This is a genomic window from Streptomyces ochraceiscleroticus, assembly GCF_000720485.1.
GTDB classification, from domain to species: Bacteria; Actinomycetota; Actinomycetes; order Streptomycetales; family Streptomycetaceae; genus Streptomyces; species Streptomyces ochraceiscleroticus.
The window spans coordinates 90,149-111,290 of sequence record NZ_JOAX01000001.1; the positions used below are offsets into that span (position 1 = coordinate 90,149).

Genomic DNA, 21,142 nt, shown 5'->3' on the forward strand with positions numbered 1-21,142 from the left:
GTCCGCTGCCGGCCGTCAGCCCTCGTCCGCGCCCAGTACCAGCCCCGACGTGGGCACCCCCGTGCCTGCCGTGACCAGCACCCGGGAGGCGCCCGGCACCTGGTTGACGGACGTGCCGCGGATCTGCCGCACGCCCTCCGCGATCCCGTTCATGCCGTGCAGATACGCCTCGCCGAGCTGCCCGCCGTGCGTATTGAGCGGCAGCGCGTCCGCGGCGACAAAGTCCGTCGCCTCGCCCGGCGCGCAGAACCCGAACTCCTCGAGCTGCATCAGCACGAACGGAGTGAAGTGGTCGTACAGGATGCCGACGTCGATCTCCCTTGGCGTCAGCCCGCTGCTCCGCCACAACTGCCGCGCCACCACGGCCGTCTCGGGCAGGCCGGTCAGGCCGTCCCGGTAGTAGCTCGTCATCTGCTCCTGCGCGCGGCCCGCGCCCTGCGCCGCCGCGGTGATCACCGCGGGCCGGCACCGCAGGTCACGCGCCCGCTCGGCCGACGTCACCACGATCGCCTGCCCGCCGTCCGTCTCCTGGCAGCAGTCCAGCAGCCGCAGCGGCTCGACGATCCAGCGGGAGGCGGCGTGCTCCTCCAGGGTGATCGGCTTCCCGTAGAAGTACGCGGCGGGGTTACGGGCGGCGTGCCGCCGGTCGACCACCGCCACCTGCCCGAACGCCTCCGGCGTCAGCCCGTACACATGGAGGTACCGCTGCGCCGCCATGGCCACCCAGGAGGCGGGCGTCAGCAGCCCGAAGGGGAGGTTCCAGCCGAGCGCCGCGCCCTCGGCGGACGGCTCGCGCTGCTGCACGCCGGAACCGAAGCGCCGGCCCGAACGTTCATTGAAGGCGCGGTAGCAGACCACCACCTCCGCCACCCCGGTCGCCACCGCCATCGCCGCCTGCTGCACGGTCGCGCACGCCGCCCCGCCGCCGTAATGCACCCGCGAGAAGAACGACAGCTCACCGATGCCCACCGCCTGGGCGACGGTGACCTCCGGGCTGGTGTCCATGGTGAAGGTGACCATGCCGTCCACGTCCCCCGGTGCCAGCCCGGCATCCGCCAGCGCGGCCCGCACGGCCTCGACCGCCAGCTTCAGCTCACTCCGCCCGGAGTCCTTGGAGAACTCCGTCGCACCGATGCCGGCGATGGCCGCCCGCCCACCGAGCCCGTCCCCGCGCCGCACACTCATACGACGCCCCCACCGGCCAACGCGACGGTGACCGTGCCGGTCACATGACGCCCCAGCCCGTTCTCCCCGATCACGCGCACGACGGTCAGCCCCTCCGCGCGCCCCCCGCCTTCCTCTGCCTCTATGACGCTTCCGCGCAATGTCATCGTGTCGCCCGGGTAGTTGGGCGCCCCCAGCCGGATGGCCACCTTGCGCAGTACGCACCCGGCCCCGAAGTGATCGGTGACGTACCGCCCGACCAACCCATTACTGGTGAGGATGTTCATGAAAATGTCCGGCGAACCCTTCTCCCTGGCCGCCTCGGCATCGTGATGCACGTCCTGGTAATCCCGGGAGGCGAGAGCTCCGGCGACGATCAGGGTGCGGGTGATCGGGACCGCGAGAGGGGCCAACTCGGGGTCGCGGGAGGCGGGTTCGGCGGTTTGCGTGGCGGGGCCGATGGTTTCCGTGGCGGGTTCGGTGGTTTCCATGGCGGGTTCGGTGGTTTCCGTGGCGGGGCCAACGGCGCGGAACACCGGCAGCACCAACTCCTCGTCCACCCGCCGAAATTCCAGCCGTACGGGCATCCCGATGCGCACCTCGTCATGGTCCACGCCCACCACATCGCTGACCATCCGCACCCCCTCGGCCAGCTCGATCACCGCCACCGCGTACGGCGGGTCGAAGGCGGGAAACGGCGGATGGTGCATCACGACGTACGAGAAAACGACGCCGTCGCCACCCGCCTCGACGGTCTCCCACTTCTCACTCCCACAGCCGTTGCACCCCGGCAGCCAGGGAAAACGCAGCCGTCCACAATCACCGCACCGCTGGATCAACAGCCGCCGTTCGGCGACCCCCGCCCAGAATCCGGCATTGTCCCGATTGACCACGGGCCGAGGCCGCCGCGCGGAACTCTCGCGCGCCCCACCCGACTTCTCCGCGGTCCCCTTCCTCCTCGGTGCGTACTTGAATATCCGAAACCGATGCGTTCCAACGACTTCCCCTTCCTCCCCCTCCCCGTCCTCCCCTCCAACCCGTACATCCATCTTCGTCGTAACGAAGTACCCGACCCCCAACCTCGTCGTCTTCCGCGCCGAAACCGACTCGATCACCGCGTCGAAGCGGACCTCGTCACCCGGACGCAGCGCCCGCAAGTACTCCTGCTCGCAGTCGGTCGCGACCACCGCCGTGTACCCGGCGCCGTCCAACAGCGCGAACAGCTCCTCGTACGCCGCTGACCTGCCCGTATGCCCGGAGAGCCCGCCCATGGTCCACGCCTGGAGCATGGTGGGCGGCGCGATCGCCCCCTCGCCGGTGTACGCGGCATTGGTGTCGCCGACCGCCTCGCACCAGTGCCGGATCATCGCCGCGTTGACCGGATCCTTGCCGGTCCCGCCGACCATGGCGGCCCGCCCCACGTAAGCCTTCAGCCGCTCATCGAACCCGGAATCCGTACCGCTCACCACCGCCCCCTCCGCACCCGCCGACACACGAATGAGCGGTTCCTGACTGTCCGTCAGGAACCGCTCACTGTCAAGGTCGTTGTCAGGCAGCGAAGGGACGGGCGGCCGGCTCTCCCCAGCGCCGGCCGCCCGTCGTCCTCAGGTCACCGAAGAGGTCACCAGAGGTTCGTGAAGTTCACCGTCGCGTTCGACTGGTCGACGTGGGTGAATCCTGAGCCGTTCACACTCGCGGTGTTGTTCTGATTGGACGCTCCGTCCCCGTTCGCGACCTGCTGGGTCGTGGTGGAGTTGCCGTTGTTGTCGTTCCCGACGCCGGTGCCTTCCTGGCTCGCCGACACCGCCCCCGACCCGGCCGACGCGAACGAGCCGTTGTCCGCATACGCGACCCCGGCGAACAGGGCTGCTGCGAGCGGCAGCGCGGCAACGGCGGCGATGGTGCGAGCGGTACGGATGCTTGCCATGACTTTCCTCCTGCGGAACCACTTGGACGGGTAACCCCTGGGTGGTTGGCCGACCCCCCCGGGCCTGTTGCGTAACGACGTCGCGCCACCAGAACTGCCCAAGCGACACCCCCCGAACCGACAACCACCCCCGATTCCCCCGCAAGCGTGAGCCCCACCCGTCAAACGTCCGGAAGGGGCGGACGACCGGGGCGCGTAGGGGCACAACGAGCCACGACGAGACGCGGCGAGAACGGCGCAGCACACGCAAAAGGGGCCCCCGACCAAGCCGGACACCCCGCCTCACCTGCAATTCCATGGCCTACAGCGTGCTGATGATCCATGGCGGAGGCTGTGGAATCTGAACCCACGGTGCCGTTACCGCCATGACAGACCTCAAGAGAAGGCTGCATCGAGCGCCGACGTACCCGCTGACCGCCCGAAATGCCGCGGCTCTGTGGTGCGTTGCGATCTTGCCCGTCGCCTGCCAGTCGATCTCCCCGGCGATGGTGTTGAGCTCGTGGGCCGCCTCTATGACGTCGTCGCCTCCGAGGAGCATGATCCGCTCGAAGGAGCGCCCTCTCAGACGGCCCGCTTCCAGATGCTCCCCGAGCATCTCTTCCTGCGTCTTGTCCGCTGCGCGGATTCCCTCTCGGTCTTCGCAGAGCTGGACGGCCAGGAAGATGACCGCCCCAGATGTGTCTCGCATCGCGGATCAGGGGGCTGCGGCATGGCGGGCGTGCAGGGGGCCGCTGTCCTGTGTCATCGAACCTTGATCTTTGCCAGCGAACCTTGGTGATCATTAGGTTGTGTCACCGAAGTCGCCGAAGTTTGAGTGGCACGACGCGCTGGGTTGTCAGGGGTGGGAGTGGGGGAGCTCGCGGGAGCGTACGCAGATCCGAACCTTGTCGCGTTTGACCTGGGGATCTTCACGCCCGTGCGGCCGTTCCGCCGGCCCAAGGGCGGGAAGAGCCTCGCGGGCAGGTACTTCTGCGCCACGACCGCTGAGCACATCGGGTACGAGCCGTGCCTGGAGCGGGACCGGCTGATCCGCCTCGACGCTGCCCCGCAGGTGACAGGGATCCCTCGCAGCCGTTCCGGCTGCCCTGGCACGACGGCCGCCGCAGCACCGCCCCGCGTCCGCCTGCTTCGTACGCCTCGCGGACGGGCGGGCCCGCGGCCACGAACCGGCCGCACACACAAGACCACCGAGAGGATCCGCTGATGAACCGTCCCAAGGCGAGCCGGAAGACAATAGCCAAGCAGGTCGCCGCGCTCGTAGCCATCCTCGGATTCTTCGCACTGTCGCTGTGGCTCGGTGACGACCTGTGGGACCTGGCCGCACACTCGACGGCGACCGACATCGGATTCGGCGTCACCGTCGGCGCGCTGCTCCCGATCACGTTCACGGCCGCCAAGCGCTCCTTCCGCCGTTTCAACTCGGCCGGGAGCGAGCGCTCGTCCCGATGGGCCGTGGCCGGCATCGCGTACGCGGCCGTGGCCGTGGTGAGCGCGCTGGCCGTCGCCCGCTCGATCCCCGGACGAAAGAGCGTCTCAAGGCCCTGCCTCAACGAGTGGGAACCCTGCTGGGTGAACCACCACCATCCGGGGGCCTTCTTCGTGACACTCGGCAGCTTGGCTGCGACGGCGGCCCTCATGACCTGGGGGTCGAGCTGGATGTCCAAGCTGCGCGCCCAGTCCCGCCGGTTCCGCCGGTAGCCGCCGCGGTCGGCGGAGTGGAGACGGGATGTGCCCGGAACCGCCTGGCTGGAGATCGCACAGTCTTCCCTGCGAATCTCGAGATCCCCGGCAGCCTCGACTCCGATAGTGCCAACGAACTACCGCTCAAACTTCGGCGTCACACACTCCAGGTTCGATGTCACAGGACAGCCGCCCCTTGCGCGTTGGGCCGCCCTTTCACCCGTCCCGGAGCCGGAGCCTGTCCCGGGGCCGGAACCTGAAGACCGCTTCAGCGCCCTTCAGGCTGTGTTCAGGTCCCGTTCGGCACTGTGATCAATGTCGGAAGGGCGCGACAAGGCCCCCCGGCGGAACCGACCGCACCACGCCCCGGAGGAACCTCCCCATGCAGGCCAACGCCAAGCGCACGCTCATCCCCCGCGCAGTCGTCCTCGCCACGGCCGCCGCCGTCGCAGTGATCGGCGGCACGGGTGCCGCGACCGCCTTCGCGAACGACGATGCCCCGGCCCCGCACTCCTCGGTCAAGCTCTCCCAGAGCGAGCGCCACCTGGACGACACCGCCAAGGACCGCGCCCAGGTCAAGGCCGACAAGATCAGCCAGTCCGAGGCCACCGCCAAGGCCCTCAAGGCCGTCCCCGGCACCGCGACCTCCGCCGAACTCGACAACGCGGACAGCAATGGCTCCCTCGTCTGGGAGGTCGACGTCCTCGGCAAGGACCACAAGAGCCACGACGTCACCATCGACGCAGGCAACGGCAAGGTCCTGAACAAGCACACCGACCGCGACGACGACGCCGCCCAGGACGCCGCCGAGACCCAGGCCCAGATCAAGGCCGACAAGATCGGCCACGACAAGGCCACCGCCAAGGCCCTGAAGGCCGTCCCCGGCACCGTCGTCTCCTACGGCCTCGACGACAACGACCGCAACGGTTCCACCGTCTGGGAGGTCGACGTCCTCGGCAAGGACCACAAGAGCCACGACGTCACCATTGACGCTGCCAGTGGCAAGGTCCTCAACCAGCACGTCGACCAGGACGACCACGACAACGACAGCGACGACGACTGATCAGGCTTCAGGCTGCCTGGCCGCTTGCCTGAAACCTCCCCCAGAGCTCGAAGGGGCCGCCACCGCCACTGTCCGGCGGACGCGGCCCCTTCATCCGTTTCGGACCGAAGTCTGCCTCTACACATTCTGGTTGGACACGTAGAGGCGCTGCCCAGTAGCCAGGCCGACCGACATCCAAGAACCGATCGGTTTCCGAACACCACGCGCTGAAGAAGACAAGGCCATGGCCACGGCCTACCTCGCCGCACGAAATGGTGTCCAGAAAGCCACGTGGTGACACGGAGGCGAGCGGAGCGCGTGAGTGAACGCCTGGACAGCAGCTCAAGCCCAACCGAGCATGTGGGCCGCGACCGCCGCCGGTGTCCTGTAGACCGCTGCAATGAGGTCCCCGGACAACAGCAGGTCCGCACCCTCAACGACTCGCCCCGCGGTAGCAACGGATATCCGCTGGATGACCAGGACGGAGATCCAATACCGACATACGGCGGGCCCGCCGGGCGCGCCGTATAGCTGAAGACCGCGGACGCACCGACAACAATGGCCATGGCGGCGGTGCCCAGTGAGCACCGCCGCCATGACTTGCTTACCCCGTCAGATCGCCTATTACTTGACGCACGCCAGGAATGGACGGCTGACTCTCAGGGGGCGGAAACACGGACGCGTGATGCCAAGAAAGTCACACTTCTGAGCTTTCCTGGGTGCCCTTGCTGCGCGCACCCGGCACCTTCGTGACAGCAAAGGCATACATTCCCGCGAGGACGAATGTTGCCAGATACTGGGCCCAAGTGACGTCATCGAGCAGCTTGTTTACCGCGATGAGAACGCCGGCCCAGAGGAGGGTGAATACAATCTTGGCCATCAGAATCCCCTAAGCCTTTAGGCGAGCGACGAGAGGCAGCCGGTGGCGCCGGCGACGACGGTCTTGCTCGCGATGTCCTTGGCCACGTCCTTGCTGACGTATCGACCGACAATCAGCGCCCCGGCCCCGCCGATTGCCCCCTTGATCAGGCAGTTCTTGACCATCTTGAGCATCTTGGTGTTGTGCATCAAGTACGCGCAGTCACTCTTGCTGTCCATCATGCACATCGAACGAGCCTCTTCGATGGGGTTCACCATGGCGGCACGCGGCGCGGGCCGGCTCGACTCGGCATGTGCCACACCGACACCGCTGCCGAGAATTACGCCTCCCAGCATAACGGCCGACATTGCACCCGAGACAAGGCTCTTCATTGAATTGCTCCCCGTTTCAACTTCTATAAGCAACGGCATTGGTCGGATGCCGCGCTCTCTTGGTCAACTACGAATGTACTAGCTGAATCTCGCAGCGGGAACCCGAGTTGAGCGGATCTTGAGCTGGACCATTTTGTGAAACTCTCGTGCGTTGCCCAATTTTGCTGTTTCGGTCCATGGATAGCCAAATGTCCAACTATTGTCAGACGTCGGCAAACCATGAAGCGTGGAGTGATATATCAACTCCCGGTGAACGGGGAGTAGTTCAGCCGAAGGAGGCTGGTACCGGGTCACGTCGCGCCGCAGCAGTGCCGCGTCATCTCCCGTCCGAAAAGCAAGTTGGGAGGCCGCGATGTCGACGTCACAATGGGCATGAGGTTCATGCGCGACGGCCCCGAGGAGTGCGGCGCGTCGAGCGTGCGCTACACATTTGTCATCCAGGGCATTTGGCCTGCGCACAATGGCAAGGAGGCAGGCGCTGGAGACAAAGGTATGGCTGCAAGGGCAAGTTTTGAGGAGCGAGCGCGAGACGGAGCCGGACGACGGAGGGGTACGCCTGAAGATATGCGTCGCCGAGGCCACCATCCATCCCCGCGCAGTCCGTGATCAGGCCACGGCGTTGGCCTATCCCGAGCGGGTGCTCCCACCCGGCGGTGCGGAGGAGTACTGCAAAGCCCGCGAGGAAGGCGTTCGGACCTTCGTTCTCTGGGCCGACCGCTACCGGCAGCGTGTCCACGCCCGTGTCGTCACCAAATCCGCCGTAAAGGGCAAGGCCGCGACGTACGAAGTTCTCGGCCCGGCCGGTGAACCGCTGGCGCTCATCGTCCGGGAACGGGCCCTGACCGGTGGACTCAGGACGCGCTGGAGCGTGCAGCCGACCGGAGGCCCCGCTGCCATCGGCCACAAGGGGAACCTCTTCTGGTGGTGTGTGTGGTGGCTGCTTCTGCCCCTGCAAGCTCTCCTGTTCGTCGGCATCGCCCTCAACGGCGGCGGGGGTGAGCTGGGGCATACGCCGCGCCGCACCAAATGGTATTTCGACGGTGTCGGCGAGGACGTACTCGACTGGTCGAGCGACTGCCACCTGACCGTGGCCGACGACCGATGGGACCCCCGGGTCACTGCGGCGCTGGTGCTCCTCCTTGAAAGCTACGGCGGCCCCTTCGACGGCTCCTGGGACGATGGCCTGAAGGACTGACCGGCCCCATCCGCACCCTGCCGGCGACTGTCCCGCACCGACACCGCATCCTTCAACGCCCCCGGCACAGCGCCGTCGCCGACCTGCTGCCCTACAGCCCACACCCGAAGGGCATTAACTATCGCGGTGAGTGCTAAGGCGAATGTGGCCGTGCAGCAACACCGGACGCTGTTTGAACGACCACGGCAAACCTGCGTACGGCACAGGCTTGGCGGTCGTGCTGACCACCACGCACCTTGACCACATTCCGGAGAACTTTGCCTCGGCTCACTTGCTTGCCATGTGCCAGGGCGTCTGGCCCTGGCCCGCAGCCAACGCTCCCCGCGTATCCAGAACGGCCGTGCTGACGGCGCGACACCAGTCAGCTCAGCCGGCCGACGGACATTACTGTGCTTCGTGCCGCCAGTTCTCCATGGCAGCCAAAGCCCGAGCCCGAGCCTGTACGACTGCGAACCGCGCCTCCCGCTCCTCCTCGTCGGAGGGCGCAGCCCGGCTCGTGACCTGACCAGGCCACTTCCGGTACAGCAGACCAGTCTCCGCGGAGAACCAGCCGCGGCTGCCCGCGCTCAGTGCCAGCAACAGGCCCGTGTCCTCCGATGCCGGCAGGGCCATCCTCCCGCCGAGGGCCAGGAGGAGGCCCGATCGGCCCTCGGGCGGGTCCTGGTCGAAGCCGACAGTCGAACCGTCGGGCATCAGGTCGAGGACACGGGCCGTTGCCCAGCCGATTGAAGGGTCACTGGTCAGGGCGCGCAGGTCGCGGGCGAGGGCGCCGGGGCGAGCATGTCGTCCGCGTCGAGGACCTCGATGTACTCACCCTTCGCGCTCGAGAGCGCGAGAGTACGGGCCATCGCGTCGCGACACCCCGACAAGACCCTGGCCGACAAGTCGCCGCCCGTGCCCTTCCGTGCCCGATCAGCCGGGGAACAACGGGGAACCGCGGGCAGCGACGGACAGCGCTCAAGACGGAAGCCCCCGACCAAAGTTACTGGTCAGGGGCCTTCTCAGTGCGGAGGCTGTGGGATTTGAACCCACGGTGACGTTGCCGCCACGACAGTTTTCAAGACTGTTCCCTTAGGCCGCTCGGGCAAGCCTCCCCGCGGTACCTGTCGGCGGTCGGCCGACGGTGACGCGGGGATCAGGGTAGCGCGTCAGCTCGCTCCGTGCGCTGTCCGAGCGCCCGGTCGCCGGGATCAGAGGGCGGGCTGTCCGCGCACGTCAGCGGTTTCCGGGCGGGTCGAAGCTCCCACGTCGGCCGTCTGCCGGCCAGCCGGGCACGCATGTCAGCGGTCCCCGGCCAGCCGGGGACGCGTGTCAGTCGTCTCCCGCCGGGCCGGGCTCGCGTGTCGGCTTCTCCCGGCGGGCCGAACGCGCGCCTCGACTATCTCCCGGCGGGCTGGATCTCGCGGGTTAGCTGTCGCCCACGCGCTGGCCCAAGGTGACCTTTGTTGTGTGCTGCTTGCCGGCGCGTTCGTAGGTGAGGGATACCTTGTCGCCGGGGCGGTGTTGCCAGATTTCGCTGATCAGGGTGGGGCCGCTGTCGATGACGGTGTCGTCGAGCTTGGTGATCTTGTCGCCGGGCTTGAGGCCGGCCTTGTCGGCCGGGCCGTTCGGGGTGACGGCGGCCGTGCCGCCGTTGCCGCGCTGGGCGATCGTCGCGCCGTCGCTCGTCTCCCGCATGCCGACCTGCACGCCGATCTGCGGATAGACCGGCTTGCCCGTACGGATCAGGTCGTCGGCGACCCGCTTGGCCTGGTCGATCGGGATGGCGAAGCCCAGGCCGATGCTGCCGGACTGGCCCTCGCCGCCGAACGGGTCGCTGCCGCCGCCGCTGCCCGCCGACTGGATCGCGGAGTTGATGCCGATCACGTTGCCGGAGGCGTCCATCAGCGGGCCGCCGGAGTTGCCGGGGTTGATCGACGCGTCCGTCTGCAGCGCGGACATGTACGAGGCGTTCGTGCCCCCGCCGTCGCTGGAGGCCACCGGGCGGCCCTTGGCGCTGACGATGCCGGTGGTGACCGTGCCGGAGAGGCCGTACGGGGCGCCGATGGCGATCGTCGCATCGCCGACGGCCACGTTGGCGGACTTGCCGAGCGGGAGCGGGGTGAGCGTGGCGTCGTCGGGGTTCTTGAGCTTTATGACGGCGACGTCGTAGCCCTGGGCGCGGCCCACGACCTCGGCGGCGTACTTCTTGCCATTGGAGAACGTCACCGTCAGCTTGCCGCCGTCCGCGGCGCTCGCCACGACGTGGTTGTTGGTGAGGATGTGGCCCTGCTTGTCGTACACGAAGCCGGTGCCCGTGCCGCCCTCGCCGCCCGCGCCCTGCGCGTCTATGGTCACGACGCTGGGCAGCGCGCGCTGGGCGATGCCGGAGACCGAGGTCGGCTTGCGGTTCAGCGCCTGGGGGTCGCCGGAGGCCGAGACGGTCGTGGAGGCCGTGTCGTCCTGGCCCGCGGCCCAGTAGCCGATCCCGCCGCCGACACCGCCCGCGACCAGCGCTGCCACCAGTACGGCGGCGATCAGGCCGCCGCGGCGGCGCGGTCCCTGGGCGGGGTGACCGGCCGGGGCACCCCAGCCGCCACCGCCGTACGGGGGCTGCGGCGGGCCGCCCCAGCCGCCCGCGCCGCCACCGTACGGAGCGCCGGCGTCGTGCGGTCCGCCGCCACCGGGCGGGACGGGCGGAAAGGCCGCCGTGTGCTGCGGGTCCTGCGACCAGCCCGAGGAGGAGCCGCCGCCCTGCGGACCGGGGGCGGAGCCGGGGCCGGAACCGGCGCCCGACGTCGGCTGAGCACCGGCGTCCGCGCCGGTGGCCGCGGGCGGCAGAGCGCCGGTGTCAGCGCCGGCGCTCGCGGGCAGCAGAGCGCCGTCGGACGCGCCGGCGCTCGGCAGTTGCTTGGGCGCGGGGGCGGAGCCGGCCACCGGCGCGAAGGCCGGCGGGGGAGGTGCGTCCTGGGGTGTGTGCGGAGCCTGCGCGCCGGACGCAGGCGCGGCCGACCCCTGGGCCCCGGCGGGCGCCTGCGGCTCCGCCTCCGGCGGGACGGCGGCGCCCTCGTTCTCGGTGCTCACAGCTCTCTCCTCAGCTTCCTGACCATTCCGGCCCGATGACAGGGCCGGCATGTTCGAGCGATGCGTGGCGTATCGGCTTGACGGTGACATGTCGGCGTGACGTTATACGGGAGTGTCCGGTTCAAGCCTTTCCCACGGGCCGTCAGGGCACCGTAAGCCGAGGCTGTGACCTTGCCTTCATCCTTTATCCCGGACATTTACGGCGCATCCCCGGGTAATGCTCCAGGTGCCGACCGGACGGCGCGTCACCGCGCGATGGCACGATAACTCGGTGACCACTGCGCGCTCGGTACAAGGTGTCCGCCCCGCCCCGCCCGCCATTTCCGTCGTCGCACACCGCGGGGCTTCCGAGGACGCCCCGGAACACACTCTGGCCGCGTACCGAAAGGCCATCGAGGACGGCGCGGACGCCCTGGAATGCGACGTCCGGCTGACCGCCGACGGCCACCTCGTGTGCGTGCACGACCGCCGGATCAACCGCACCTCCAACGGACGCGGCGCCGTCTCCGCTCTGGAACTGTCCGATCTGGCCGCGCTGGACTTCGGCTCCTGGAAGGACGACGCGGCCGGCGAGGCGCCGGACGGCCGCCATCCGGAACTGGGCAGCGACCACGAAGCCGCGGGCGATACCGAACGTACGTCCGTGCTGACCCTGGAGCGGCTGCTGGAACTGGTCGCCGACGCCGACCGCCGGGTGGAGCTGGCCATCGAGACCAAGCACCCCTCGCGATGGGCGGGCCAGGTCGAGGAGCGGCTGGTCGAGCTGCTGGAACGGTTCGGGCACACCAAGCCGCCGCCCGGTACGCCGTCCGCCGTCCGCGTCATGAGCTTCTCGGCCCGCTCGCTGCAGCGCGTACGGGCGGCGGCCCCGGCCGTGCCCGCCGTGTACCTCATGCAGTTCATCCTCCCCCGGCACCGGGAGGGGCGGCTGCCTCCGGGGGCGGAGATCGCCGGGCCGAGCATCCGGATACTGCGCGCGCACCCCGACTACGTGGCCAAGGCGCACCATGCCGGGCACGAGGTCCACGTGTGGACGGTGAACGAGGAGGCGGACGTCGCCCTCTGCCGCGAGCTGGGAGTGGACGCAATCATTACGAATCGCCCCAAGCAGGTGAGGAATCTGCTGAATCTGACGTAAGGGGCGAGGGCTGATAAACGGTGGCCCGGAAATGCCCGAGCGGACATATCGGTGGCCCATTGTTCACAGGGAGTGCACCGGCGCATTCAGACCGTGTCTGATCGTCCCAAGTGCGTCACCGGACACGGATTGGCCGGTTTCCGGTCCATCGCCATGGGGCATTCATCCCGTGGCGTGGGGCAAAGGAGGTCTCGGGGGTGGCGTTGGTGGTGGCACAGGAGGTGCCGACGTCGTCGACCATGGCCGTACCCCATGGTCCTGCGGGCGTGGGCTCGGCCAGGCGGCGAATGCGCGATGAGCTGCTGACAAGCGGAGTTCAGGACACGGTCGTCGACGACGCCGTACTCATTCTTTCCGAACTGCTCAGCAATTCCTGCAGACATGCGCGTCCGATATGCGCGGACGGCTCACCGGATGGCGAAGGCAATTCGGTCCGGGCCGCCTGGCGCATCGACGCGCGGGGTCAGTTGACGGTTTCGGTCACCGACGGCGGTGGTCCGACCCGACCACTTCCAGCCACTCCCTCGGTCACCGCACGCGGTGGCAGAGGGCTGGCCATCATCCGCTCGCTCGCCAAGGACTGGGGCGTACGGGACGGGCACGGCGAGGTCACGGTCTGGGCGACGCTGTCGCTGCACGACGCGTTCGCGACCCGCATGGAGCTGGCGGCCGGCCTCCCGGCCGAACTGACGAAGGCCCTGGCGGATCTGGACGAGCCGGCGTAGCGCGCCGCGTGTGCGGGCGCTCGGGGCTCGTACACGGCGCTCGCGGCCCCAGCGCGGCGCCCGGAACCCATGGCAGGCGCCGGGCCGGGACCCATGGCCGACGCCGGCACCCGTGGCCGGCGTCAAGGCCGGGCCAGGACGCGGCACATGCCCTAGGCTCGCGCCGATACGCGTCGGAACGACCAGGAGAACCCCTCGCCATGGGCAAGAAGCGCCGTCCCCAGACCAAGTCGGCAACCACGTCGAACCCGCAGATCACGGACGGCGAGGTGCCGGTCGTCGGCGCCCGCGAGCCCTGCCCCTGCGGGTCCGGCCGCCGTTACAAGGCATGCCACGGACGGGCCGCGGCGCACGCGGTGACCGAGCTGGTGCAGCGCCCCTTCGAGGGCCTGCCGGGCGAGTGCGACTGGGTGGCGCTGCGCGAGCTGGTACCGGCCGCCACCGCCGCGCTGTCCCTGAAGGGCGGCCTGCCCGAGGGCGTGCCCTCGGTAACGCTGGCGACCGTACTGCCGATGGCCTGGCCCGCGCTGCGCCGCGACGACGGTTCGGTACTGCTCGGCCTGCAGAACGACACCGCGTCCGGCGACCTCAGCCGCGACCTCGCCGACACGCTCCGGCGCGCGCTGGCCGCCGATCCGGGCACCCCGGTCGCGGCGGGCCGCGCCCCCGCCGACGGCCCGCGCCTGCAGGACCTGCTGGACCAGGACGCGGCCTTCGAGCCCACCGTGCACAGCGGCTTCGAGTTCTGGATCGAGGACGCCGAGAACGCCACGGCCGAGGTCACCGCCTCCCTGGAGCGGGCCAACGCGGCCGCCCTCCCCACCGCCCGCCTGGCCGGCCTCCCGGGCGCGTACTGGTGCGACGCGGGCGAGAAGAACCACCTGCGCTGGGTGATGGACCACCCCGAGGAGAAGCTGCTGGACGCGCTCGCCCGGCTGCACGCCGCGGACGCCTCCTCGCTGGGCGAGGGCACCCGGCTGGTCGGTTCGTTCCGGGCGCACGGCCTGGTCGTACCGGTATGGGACCTGCCGACGGAGCTGACTGCAGAAGAGATCACCAAGCCGGCCACGGAGTTCGGCGAGCGGCTGGCAGAGGCGCTCGCCGCGGACGCGCCCCTCACGCCGGCCGAGCGCCGGGCGCGCGGCGGGCTCACCAACCGTCAGGTGACGCTGAGCTGACAGTAACCGCGCCTGAAACGTTTGCGGTGACTCCTGTCACACCGACCGTACTCACCGGTAAATAAGCGTCCGGAATTTCGCGATCGAATTTGCGAACGGCCGATCTCTTGTTACCGTTCTAGGAGCCCGGTCGCTGGTGCATCCCCCGTCGCCAGCGACCGGGCGCTTCCATGTCCGGACCCGGTCCGGCTTCGGACCGGGCTCGCTCAGCGGGCCGAATCCGCTTCGGGCGGCGCGGAGTTGCTCCCCGCCCGCAGCAGCAGCTGATCACTCCGTACGTCTGCGATCTCCGCGATCGCCGCGTACGGCGCACTCCCGCGCACGGTCGCCCCGGACGGCGTCGCACACGTACCGGGCTCGTCCGCCGCCGACAGCGCGCAGTGCGTCTGTACGGTCCGGCCGTCCGGCCGCATCAGGGTCAGCACCGCGCGCAGCGGGCCGCCCGAGGCGTTGCGGTAGTACAGGACGCCCCTCGTGCGGCCGTCCTCGGCCACCACGCAGGTCTGCGCACGGATGCCGTGCGGCGAGGAGAGTTCGGGGCCGCAGCGGGCGGTGCGGCCGTCGCCCGCATCCTCGCTGAGTCTTCCGAGCCCGAGGTTCCTCAGCAGGGCGCCGGACGTGTCGCCGTTCCGTGCCGCGCCGTTCCCCGCCATGGTGCTGTGCCGGGCGCCGTCCTGCGGGGGCCCGTGACGGCCGGGCAGCGGGGCGTCCTGCGCCGAGCCCCGGGGGGTGCCCGGCGGCAGCTCACCGGCCTGCCCGGCAGTCCGCCCGGCGGCCTCGCCGCGGGACTGCGACGACGCGGACGGCTTCGCGCCGGGCGACGGTTCGCCGGGCTCCGAGGGGCCGGCGATTGCGGCGGCCAGCGGCAGGGTGAGGGCGAGCGCGATGGTGCTCGCGAGCGCGATCATACGGACGTTCGACTCGCGAACCATGGGACCCACCTGCGGTTGAGAGCACGCGGGCCGCCCCGGTGACCGGGGGAGCGCGCACGGGCTCTGGAGACGCCTCCGGGAAGTCCGGTGGGCCTCCGCGACACACATGCGGAGAGCCGCCGGGCACCCCGAACGGCTGGACGGTGGGCCGAACATATCGAGTACGGGGCGCCCTTCCGGGGGCCTCACACCCGATTCCCGAGAATGGACGCCTCGCTCACACCCGTACGAGTGAATCTTCCGCGCGCCGTGACATCCGTGAGAGGGACGAGTGGGCGGTGCCGGGCGACTGAAACGCTTCTGTTCCGCGGCGCCCGAAACCGTGCTGTGGGGGGTGTGGGAGCGGGCGTGCGGTCAGTACGCGAGCCGGCTGCCGCCGCCCGGGGCGCCCGCGCTCGCCTCCACCAGCGCGTCCACCACTGTGGCGACGTCCGGGAGCCAAGGTGCGCCGGAGCGCGCTGCCGAGGCGCGCGCGGCCGGCGGGCGCTCCCAGCGCACCTTGCCCGCGCCGGTCTGCGACGGCGGCAGGACGACGTAGCCGCCCTCTCCGTGGAAGCGCAGCGAGCTGGGCACCAGGTCCTGCGCGTACAGCAGTTCGCCCAGCTCCGGCAGGGAGTACGGCGCGACCAGCAGTGTCCAGCGGGTCGGGGTCGCCACGACCGGGCCGACCGCCACGCCCGTACGGTCCAGCTCGGCGAGCGCCCGCGCGCCCGCCACGGCCGGCAGGCTCACGGCGCAGGGCGCCTTCCCGCCCGTGGCCAGGACGACCGGTGCGTCCGGGCGGTTCGTCCACCACCAGCGCACCATCCGTGCGTCGGTCGTGGCGGCCAGCAGGCCGGGGTCGAAGAGATGTGCTCCGGGCACCGCACAGTCCGGGTCGGGGCAGCCGCAGGGTCGCTGCTGCTGCGCACCACGGGCGGCCTTGCCGCCCGAACGCAGGCCGACGCCGGGGAGGACGGGCCAGTGCCACTCGGTGGCGCACTGGAGCGCCGCGCCGAGCAGTGCCGATCGTCCGCCGCGCCGGAGCTGGAACTTGCGTCGCCTTCCGAGGATCTCGCGCATGAGCGCTCGTTCCTTTCCGTAAACGCCGAGGGCCATGTCCATCGCACTACATGCCGGTTCATGCCGCTGTGCGGTGCGCCGCCGCGCCGGGCGCGGATCACACCACGTGTCACGTGGATCAGTCATCACTGCGCGTACAAGGCAGCGCATCACGCCGTACGCCGAGCGTGGAACATGGCGGAGGGTGGCGCGCGCATGGCGCTTGCCTGTCCTGTGGTGCAATCCCGCCACGTGGGGGTGCGGCCCGGTCGTCACCGCGTAAGACGCCCGCGCCCTTCGGAGAGTTCCGGCACGGCCCCAACTGGCCCCGCACCTATCCGAGTACGTACCCCCATGGTGGAGATGACGCGCTGTTGATCGCCGTCAGTCGACCGCAAATTGACCTTCCAGGGGCTATTTTTCGGCCAACCTGTTCGCCACACTGACACCATAATCCTCACCAGGGCAATGCTGGACACGCAACAACGGGGCGTGTACATGTGGATCCCATTGATAGCGGAGCAGCATGACATGGGGGTTTGCGATGCTATTGAGTGTGAACGACTGGCGGGCACATCGGACAAATGCCTGCACAAAACCGCCGCGAACCTCCCCGGACGACGCTTCCACCTCGGATGACGCCCGGGCCGACGTAAGCCGCCGGCCATGACGACCCCCCACGTCCCGAAAGTGGCCGGAATCGAACCCACTCTTCCGGCCCCGGCGCACACTGCGGCCCCTGCCGCCCCGGAAACCCGCCCGTTCGCTCAACTCGCGGCCGCCCATGAGCGGCTGGCCGCCCGCCTCTCCGACCTCACCGCTCTCCACGACCTCACCGGCCGGCTGGCCCGTACGGACACCCTCGAGGCAGCGCTCCACGAACTGCTGCGGGCCGGCGCCGCGCTCGTCGGCGCCCGCCGCGGCCTGGTCACCCTCGAACCGCCCGACGGCCTCGGCCCCGAGACCACCGTCGGCCTCGGCCTCGGCCCCGCGGACATCGGCCACCTGGAGACGGTCCCGCGGCGCGCGATGCCGCTGGGGCGGCTCCTGGACGGGCTGGGGGCGGCGTCCGACGCGGACGTGGGGGCGGAAGCGGGAGCCGGCGCGGAGGGAAGTACGGCCGTCACCCCGGACGCGGGCGTCGTGGAGCAACCGCTGCCCGGTGGGAGCACCCCACCGCTGCCCCGTCCGAGTACCGGTGTCCCCACCGAGCTCGCGCAGCCCGATCTCGCCGGCGACCCCGGGCTCGACCCCCGGTTGCGCGAGGTCGCCGCGCGTCTCGGGTACGCGGCGAGCTACGCGGTACCGCTGATCACCGACCCGTCGGCCGACGGCCCCGAGGGGACCGAGCGAGCCGGCCGTCCCCTCGGGGCCGTGGTCTGGCTCTACGACGAGCCCGCCGAGCCCGGTGAACGCGGGCGCCGCCTCCTCGCCCTGTACCGCGCCTACGCCACCCGGCACGTCTCCCGCCTGATCGAACTGCACCGCAGACGCCACGCCGAGCAGACCCTGCGCACCGAGATGCTGCCCGCCCGGCTGCCGCGGGCGCCCGGCGTCCGGCTCGCCGTACGGCACGCCGCCGGGCCGTACGGCGGCGGCGACTGGTACGACGCACTGCCGCTCCCGGACGGCGCGCTGAGCCTGTCCGTCGGCTCCGTCACCGGCTCCGGGCCGAGCGCGGTCGCCGCGATGGGGCGGCTGCGCGCCTCGCTCCGCGCATACGCGGTCATGGAGGGCGAGGACCCGGTCGCGGTCCTCTCCGACCTCGAACTGCTGCTGCGGCTGACCGAGCCGGCGCGCAGCGCGACCGCGCTGTTCGCGTTCGCCGAGCCGCCGGTGGCCGATCCGCTCGGCGGGCCGCCGGCCCACAAGATCGTGCTGGCCGGCGCGGGCCACTGCCCGCCGCTGATCATCGGCGAGCACCGCACGGAGTTCGTGGAGACCTCGCTGTCCGCGCCGCTGGGCATGCTCGCGTGCTGGGAGGCGCCGAGCGTGGAGCTCGAACCGCTCCCCGGAGAAACCCTTCTTCTGTACAGCGACGGGCTGCTGCACCGCACCGGGGAGCCGGTGGACCGCGCCTTCTCCCGGCTGCACGCCGCGGCGGCCGGTCTGCCGAAGTCCGTACGCCAGGACCCGGAGGCCCTCGTCGACCACGTCGTACGGGCGATGCTGCCGCAGGGACTCACCGACCCGGGCTCGCCCGAGGACGTGGTCCTGCTGGCGGTGCACTTCGAGGGGTGAGGGCGCCCGTACGGCGTACGAGGGCCCTGCGGCCGGGCCCCATGGCTCGCCGTAGGACCCTGCGGCAGCGCCCTACGGCTCACCTTTCAAGGCCGTAAGACCTGAGAAGTCACAGCTTCCCGCCTCTGGCCCGCTTTCCGTCCGCACATACGATGGAGAACGGTTCAGTCTTAACGAGGAGGCATAGTGACCGACGAGCTCAGCCCGCAGCCCCCGGAGACCCCGGAGGGCGACGAGCAGCCGATCAAGCAGCGCAAGAACGGCCTTTACCCGGGCGTTTCCGATGAGCTCGCCGACAACATGAAGTCCGGCTGGGCCGACACGGAGCTGCGCGACCTGCAGCCCATCGAGCAGGCCGCGAACGCCGCCGAGCGGCGCGCCGCGCTCTCCCGCCGGTTCCCCGGCGAGCGCCTGGTGATCCCCGCGGGCAACCTCAAGACGCGCTCGAACGACACCGAGTACGACTTCCGCGCCGCGACCGAGTACGTCTACCTCACCGGTGACCAGACGGACGACAGCGTCCTCGTCCTGGAGCCGCGCGCGGACGGGGCGGACGGGCACGACGCGACGCTGTACCGCCTCCCCCGCTCCAACCGCGAGAACGGCGAGTTCTGGCTGAACGGCATGGGCGAGCTGTGGGTCGGCCGCCGCCACAGCCTCACCGAGGCCGAACTGCTGTACGGCATGCCCTGCAAGGACGTGCGCGAGCTCGCCGATGCCCTGAAGGAGGCGACCGGCCCGGTCCGCGTCGTACGCGGCCACGACGCCGGCATCGAGGCGGCGCTGACCGACAAGGTCACCGCCGAGCGCGACGAAGAGCTGCGCGTGTACCTCTCCGAGGCGCGCGTGATCAAGGACGACTTCGAGATCGGTGAGCTGCAGAAGGCCGTCGACTCGACCGTCCGCGGCTTCGAGGACGTCGTGAAGGTCCTGGACAAGGCCGAGGCGACCAGCGAGCGCTACATCGAGGGAACGTTCTTCCTCCGTGCCCGCGTCGAGGGCAACGACGTCGGCTACGGCTCGATCTGCGCCGCGGGGCCGCACGCCTGCACCCTGCACTGGGTCCGCAACAACGGCGAGGTCCGCTCCGGCGACCTGCTGCTCCTGGACGCCGGCGTGGAGACGAACAGCCTCTACACGGCCGACGTCACCCGCACGCTGCCGATCAACGGCCGCTACTCCGACCTCCAGCGCAAGATCTACGACGCGGTGTACGCGGCGCAGGAGGCCGGCATCGCGGCCGTGAAGCCGGGTGCGGGCTTCCGTGACTTCCACGACGCCGCGCAGCGGGTGCTCACCGAGCACCTGGTGGAGTGGGGCCTGGTCGAGGGCCCGGTCGAGCGCGTACTGGAGCTGGGCCTGCAGCGCCGCTGGACCCTGCACGGCACGGGTCACATGCTCGGCCTGGACGTCCACGACTGCGCCGCCGCCCGCACCGAGTCGTACGTCAACGGCATCCTCGAGCCCGGCATGGTCCTGACCGTCGAGCCCGGGCTGTACTTCCAGGCCGACGACCTGACCGTGCCGGAGGAGTACCGCGGCATCGGCGTCCGTATCGAGGACGACATCCTCGTGACCGAGGACGGCAACCGAAACCTTTCGGCGGCGCTTCCGCGCCGGTCGGACGAGGTCGAGGCGTGGATGGCGCGCGTTAAGGGCTGACCTGCGCCGGTGGCCGGCGGTCTGCCGGCCGGCGCACTCACGGGTGGGCGTTCTCCTGAACGCCCACCCGTTGCGCTTTCCCGGGTTGGGCTTCGCCGGTGTGGGCTTCCCCGGTTTGCGCTTCGGCGGGTTGGGGTAAGGCTTCGCTCGTTTGGGCATCGGCGGTACGGACGTACGCGCCCGCCTTGGCCGCCGCGTACGTCGCGAAGGTGGCCTGCTCCACGAGTTCCAGGTCCACCGGCCGGCGCACGATCAGCATCCGGTAGTAGAAGGGCGCGCCGAGGGCGCCGACGACCGCCTCCGCGTCCGTACCGGGCGGCAGCTCGCCGCGGTCCACCGCGCGCCGCACCATGACGCCCGCCACGCCCAGGCGGTCGTCGAAGAACTCCCGCAGCACTTCCTCGGCGCACGGGTCGCGGGCCGCGGCGGAGACCACCGCTTCGATCATGGCCCGGTTGCGCGCGTCCTCGTAGAACGCGCCGATACCGCGGGCCAGCGTGCGCAGGTCGCCGCAGAGGGTGCCGGTGTCGGGCACCGGGATGCTGCCGGAGCGCTCGGTCAGCAGCGCGCAGACCAGGCCCTCCACGGTGCGCCAGCGGCGGTAGATCGTCGCCTGGTGCACGCCCGACCGCTGTGCGACGCCCTCCATCGACAGCGCGGCGAACCCCTTGTCCCCCAGCTCGTCGAAGACGGCGGCGAGCACGGCGGCACGGGTACGTGCGGTACGGCCCCCGGGGCGGGCCTGGCCCGGGGGGTGCTGCGCTGTGCTCATGAAGGCACTCCGGATTGCCAGCGATCGATCACAACAAGTATTGTCCAGACCGCTAACGCGAGTCACTTCGCGTTAGCAGCGTGCGCCCTGAGGCGCGCCCACCGGGGGACGCCGAGCACGGGGGACTCGGC

The 21,142-nt window shown here is 70.3% G+C and carries 17 protein-coding genes, 1 tRNA gene and 2 pseudogenes; 8 read left to right on the forward strand and 12 right to left on the reverse strand.

The genetic code is table 11. From position 1 onward, the window contains the following. Positions 1-15: 15 nt before the first annotated feature. The 4 genes and pseudogenes from IG84_RS0100430 to IG84_RS0100445 all read right to left on the reverse strand — a co-directional run bounded on the left by IG84_RS0100430 (position 16) and on the right by IG84_RS0100445 (position 3,779). Positions 16-1,185, reverse strand: a complete 1,170-nt coding sequence (locus IG84_RS0100430; RefSeq protein WP_031049698.1) for a lipid-transfer protein — start codon at positions 1,183-1,185, stop codon at positions 16-18. Positions 1,186-1,679: 494 nt separating this feature from the next. Next, positions 1,680-2,570: pseudogene (locus IG84_RS41980) on the reverse strand (bifunctional MaoC family dehydratase N-terminal/OB-fold nucleic acid binding domain-containing protein); the annotation flags it as partial. 215 nt (positions 2,571-2,785) lie between these two features. Then, positions 2,786-3,091, reverse strand: coding sequence for a hypothetical protein (locus IG84_RS0100440; RefSeq protein ID WP_031049705.1), 306 nt, complete (start codon positions 3,089-3,091; stop codon positions 2,786-2,788). A 301-nt stretch (positions 3,092-3,392) separates the two neighbouring features. Continuing rightward, complete coding sequence (locus IG84_RS0100445; RefSeq protein ID WP_051861200.1) at positions 3,393-3,779, reverse strand: hypothetical protein; 387 nt, start codon at positions 3,777-3,779, stop codon at positions 3,393-3,395. Between the two features lie 515 nt (positions 3,780-4,294). On the opposite strand from IG84_RS0100445, the gene IG84_RS0100450 reads away from it, so the two are divergent. After that, complete coding sequence (locus IG84_RS0100450) at positions 4,295-4,789, forward strand: hypothetical protein (protein ID WP_031049711.1); 495 nt, start codon at positions 4,295-4,297, stop codon at positions 4,787-4,789. Between the two features lie 364 nt (positions 4,790-5,153). Further along, positions 5,154-5,834 (forward strand): PepSY domain-containing protein, encoded by a 681-nt coding sequence (locus tag IG84_RS40975; RefSeq protein WP_157848798.1) that lies wholly within the window; start codon positions 5,154-5,156, stop codon positions 5,832-5,834. Positions 5,835-6,510: 676 nt separating this feature from the next. On the opposite strand, the gene IG84_RS0100460 is transcribed toward IG84_RS40975, so the two are convergent. Together IG84_RS0100460 and IG84_RS41760 are read right to left on the reverse strand one after the other, a co-directional pair. Then, positions 6,511-6,693: a hypothetical protein gene (locus IG84_RS0100460; RefSeq protein ID WP_031049714.1), complete on the reverse strand. Its 183-nt coding sequence runs from the start codon at positions 6,691-6,693 to the stop codon at positions 6,511-6,513. A gap of 17 nt (positions 6,694-6,710) precedes the next feature. Next, positions 6,711-7,064: a hypothetical protein gene (locus IG84_RS41760; RefSeq protein ID WP_157848799.1), complete on the reverse strand. Its 354-nt coding sequence runs from the start codon at positions 7,062-7,064 to the stop codon at positions 6,711-6,713. A 460-nt stretch (positions 7,065-7,524) separates the two neighbouring features. Here IG84_RS41760 and IG84_RS37585 point away from each other — a divergent pair, with 460 nt between their 5' ends. Next, positions 7,525-8,259 (forward strand): hypothetical protein, encoded by a 735-nt coding sequence (locus IG84_RS37585; protein WP_031049719.1) that lies wholly within the window; start codon positions 7,525-7,527, stop codon positions 8,257-8,259. Positions 8,260-8,643: 384 nt separating this feature from the next. On the opposite strand, the pseudogene IG84_RS37590 reads toward IG84_RS37585, so the two are convergent. The 3 genes and pseudogenes from IG84_RS37590 to IG84_RS0100485 all read right to left on the reverse strand — a co-directional run. Next, a pseudogene (locus IG84_RS37590) lies at positions 8,644-9,116 on the reverse strand (glycosyltransferase family A protein); the annotation flags it as partial. Positions 9,117-9,266: 150 nt separating this feature from the next. Next, positions 9,267-9,353 (reverse strand) — tRNA-Ser (locus IG84_RS0100480). A 313-nt stretch (positions 9,354-9,666) separates the two neighbouring features. Continuing rightward, positions 9,667-11,322: a S1C family serine protease gene (locus tag IG84_RS0100485; RefSeq protein WP_031049736.1), complete on the reverse strand. Its 1,656-nt coding sequence runs from the start codon at positions 11,320-11,322 to the stop codon at positions 9,667-9,669. 217 nt (positions 11,323-11,539) lie between these two features. Between IG84_RS0100485 and IG84_RS0100490 the strand changes: the two genes are divergently transcribed. From IG84_RS0100490 to IG84_RS0100500, 3 genes are all read left to right on the forward strand, one after another. After that, on the forward strand, positions 11,540-12,460 hold the full coding sequence (locus tag IG84_RS0100490) for a glycerophosphodiester phosphodiesterase family protein (protein WP_107053783.1): 921 nt from the start codon (positions 11,540-11,542) through the stop codon (positions 12,458-12,460). Positions 12,461-12,570: 110 nt separating this feature from the next. After that, the gene (locus IG84_RS0100495; protein ID WP_078648519.1) at positions 12,571-13,185 is read left to right on the forward strand and encodes an ATP-binding protein; all 615 of its coding nucleotides are present in this window, start codon (positions 12,571-12,573) and stop codon (positions 13,183-13,185) included. Positions 13,186-13,385: 200 nt separating this feature from the next. Next, the gene (locus IG84_RS0100500; protein ID WP_031049741.1) at positions 13,386-14,363 is read left to right on the forward strand and encodes a DUF5926 family protein; all 978 of its coding nucleotides are present in this window, start codon (positions 13,386-13,388) and stop codon (positions 14,361-14,363) included. A 206-nt stretch (positions 14,364-14,569) separates the two neighbouring features. Here IG84_RS0100500 and IG84_RS41985 read toward each other — a convergent pair whose 3' ends face one another. Together IG84_RS41985 and IG84_RS0100510 are read right to left on the reverse strand one after the other, a co-directional pair. Continuing rightward, positions 14,570-15,295: a hypothetical protein gene (locus IG84_RS41985; RefSeq protein ID WP_245659179.1), complete on the reverse strand. Its 726-nt coding sequence runs from the start codon at positions 15,293-15,295 to the stop codon at positions 14,570-14,572. A 354-nt stretch (positions 15,296-15,649) separates the two neighbouring features. Further along, the gene (locus IG84_RS0100510) at positions 15,650-16,357 is read right to left on the reverse strand and encodes a bifunctional DNA primase/polymerase (RefSeq protein WP_031049749.1); all 708 of its coding nucleotides are present in this window, start codon (positions 16,355-16,357) and stop codon (positions 15,650-15,652) included. A gap of 645 nt (positions 16,358-17,002) precedes the next feature. On the opposite strand from IG84_RS0100510, the gene IG84_RS0100515 reads away from it, so the two are divergent. Both IG84_RS0100515 and IG84_RS0100520 read left to right on the forward strand, forming a co-directional pair. Continuing rightward, the gene (locus IG84_RS0100515; RefSeq protein WP_031049752.1) at positions 17,003-18,577 is read left to right on the forward strand and encodes a PP2C family protein-serine/threonine phosphatase; all 1,575 of its coding nucleotides are present in this window, start codon (positions 17,003-17,005) and stop codon (positions 18,575-18,577) included. 186 nt (positions 18,578-18,763) lie between these two features. Beyond that, entirely contained in the window at positions 18,764-20,239 is a 1,476-nt protein-coding gene (locus IG84_RS0100520) for an aminopeptidase P family protein (RefSeq protein WP_031049754.1), read from the forward strand. A gap of 37 nt (positions 20,240-20,276) precedes the next feature. Here the strand turns inward: IG84_RS0100520 and IG84_RS0100525 are convergent, their stop codons facing one another. Beyond that, entirely contained in the window at positions 20,277-21,011 is a 735-nt protein-coding gene (locus tag IG84_RS0100525; RefSeq protein WP_063761724.1) for a TetR/AcrR family transcriptional regulator, read from the reverse strand. Positions 21,012-21,142 lie beyond the last annotated feature (131 nt).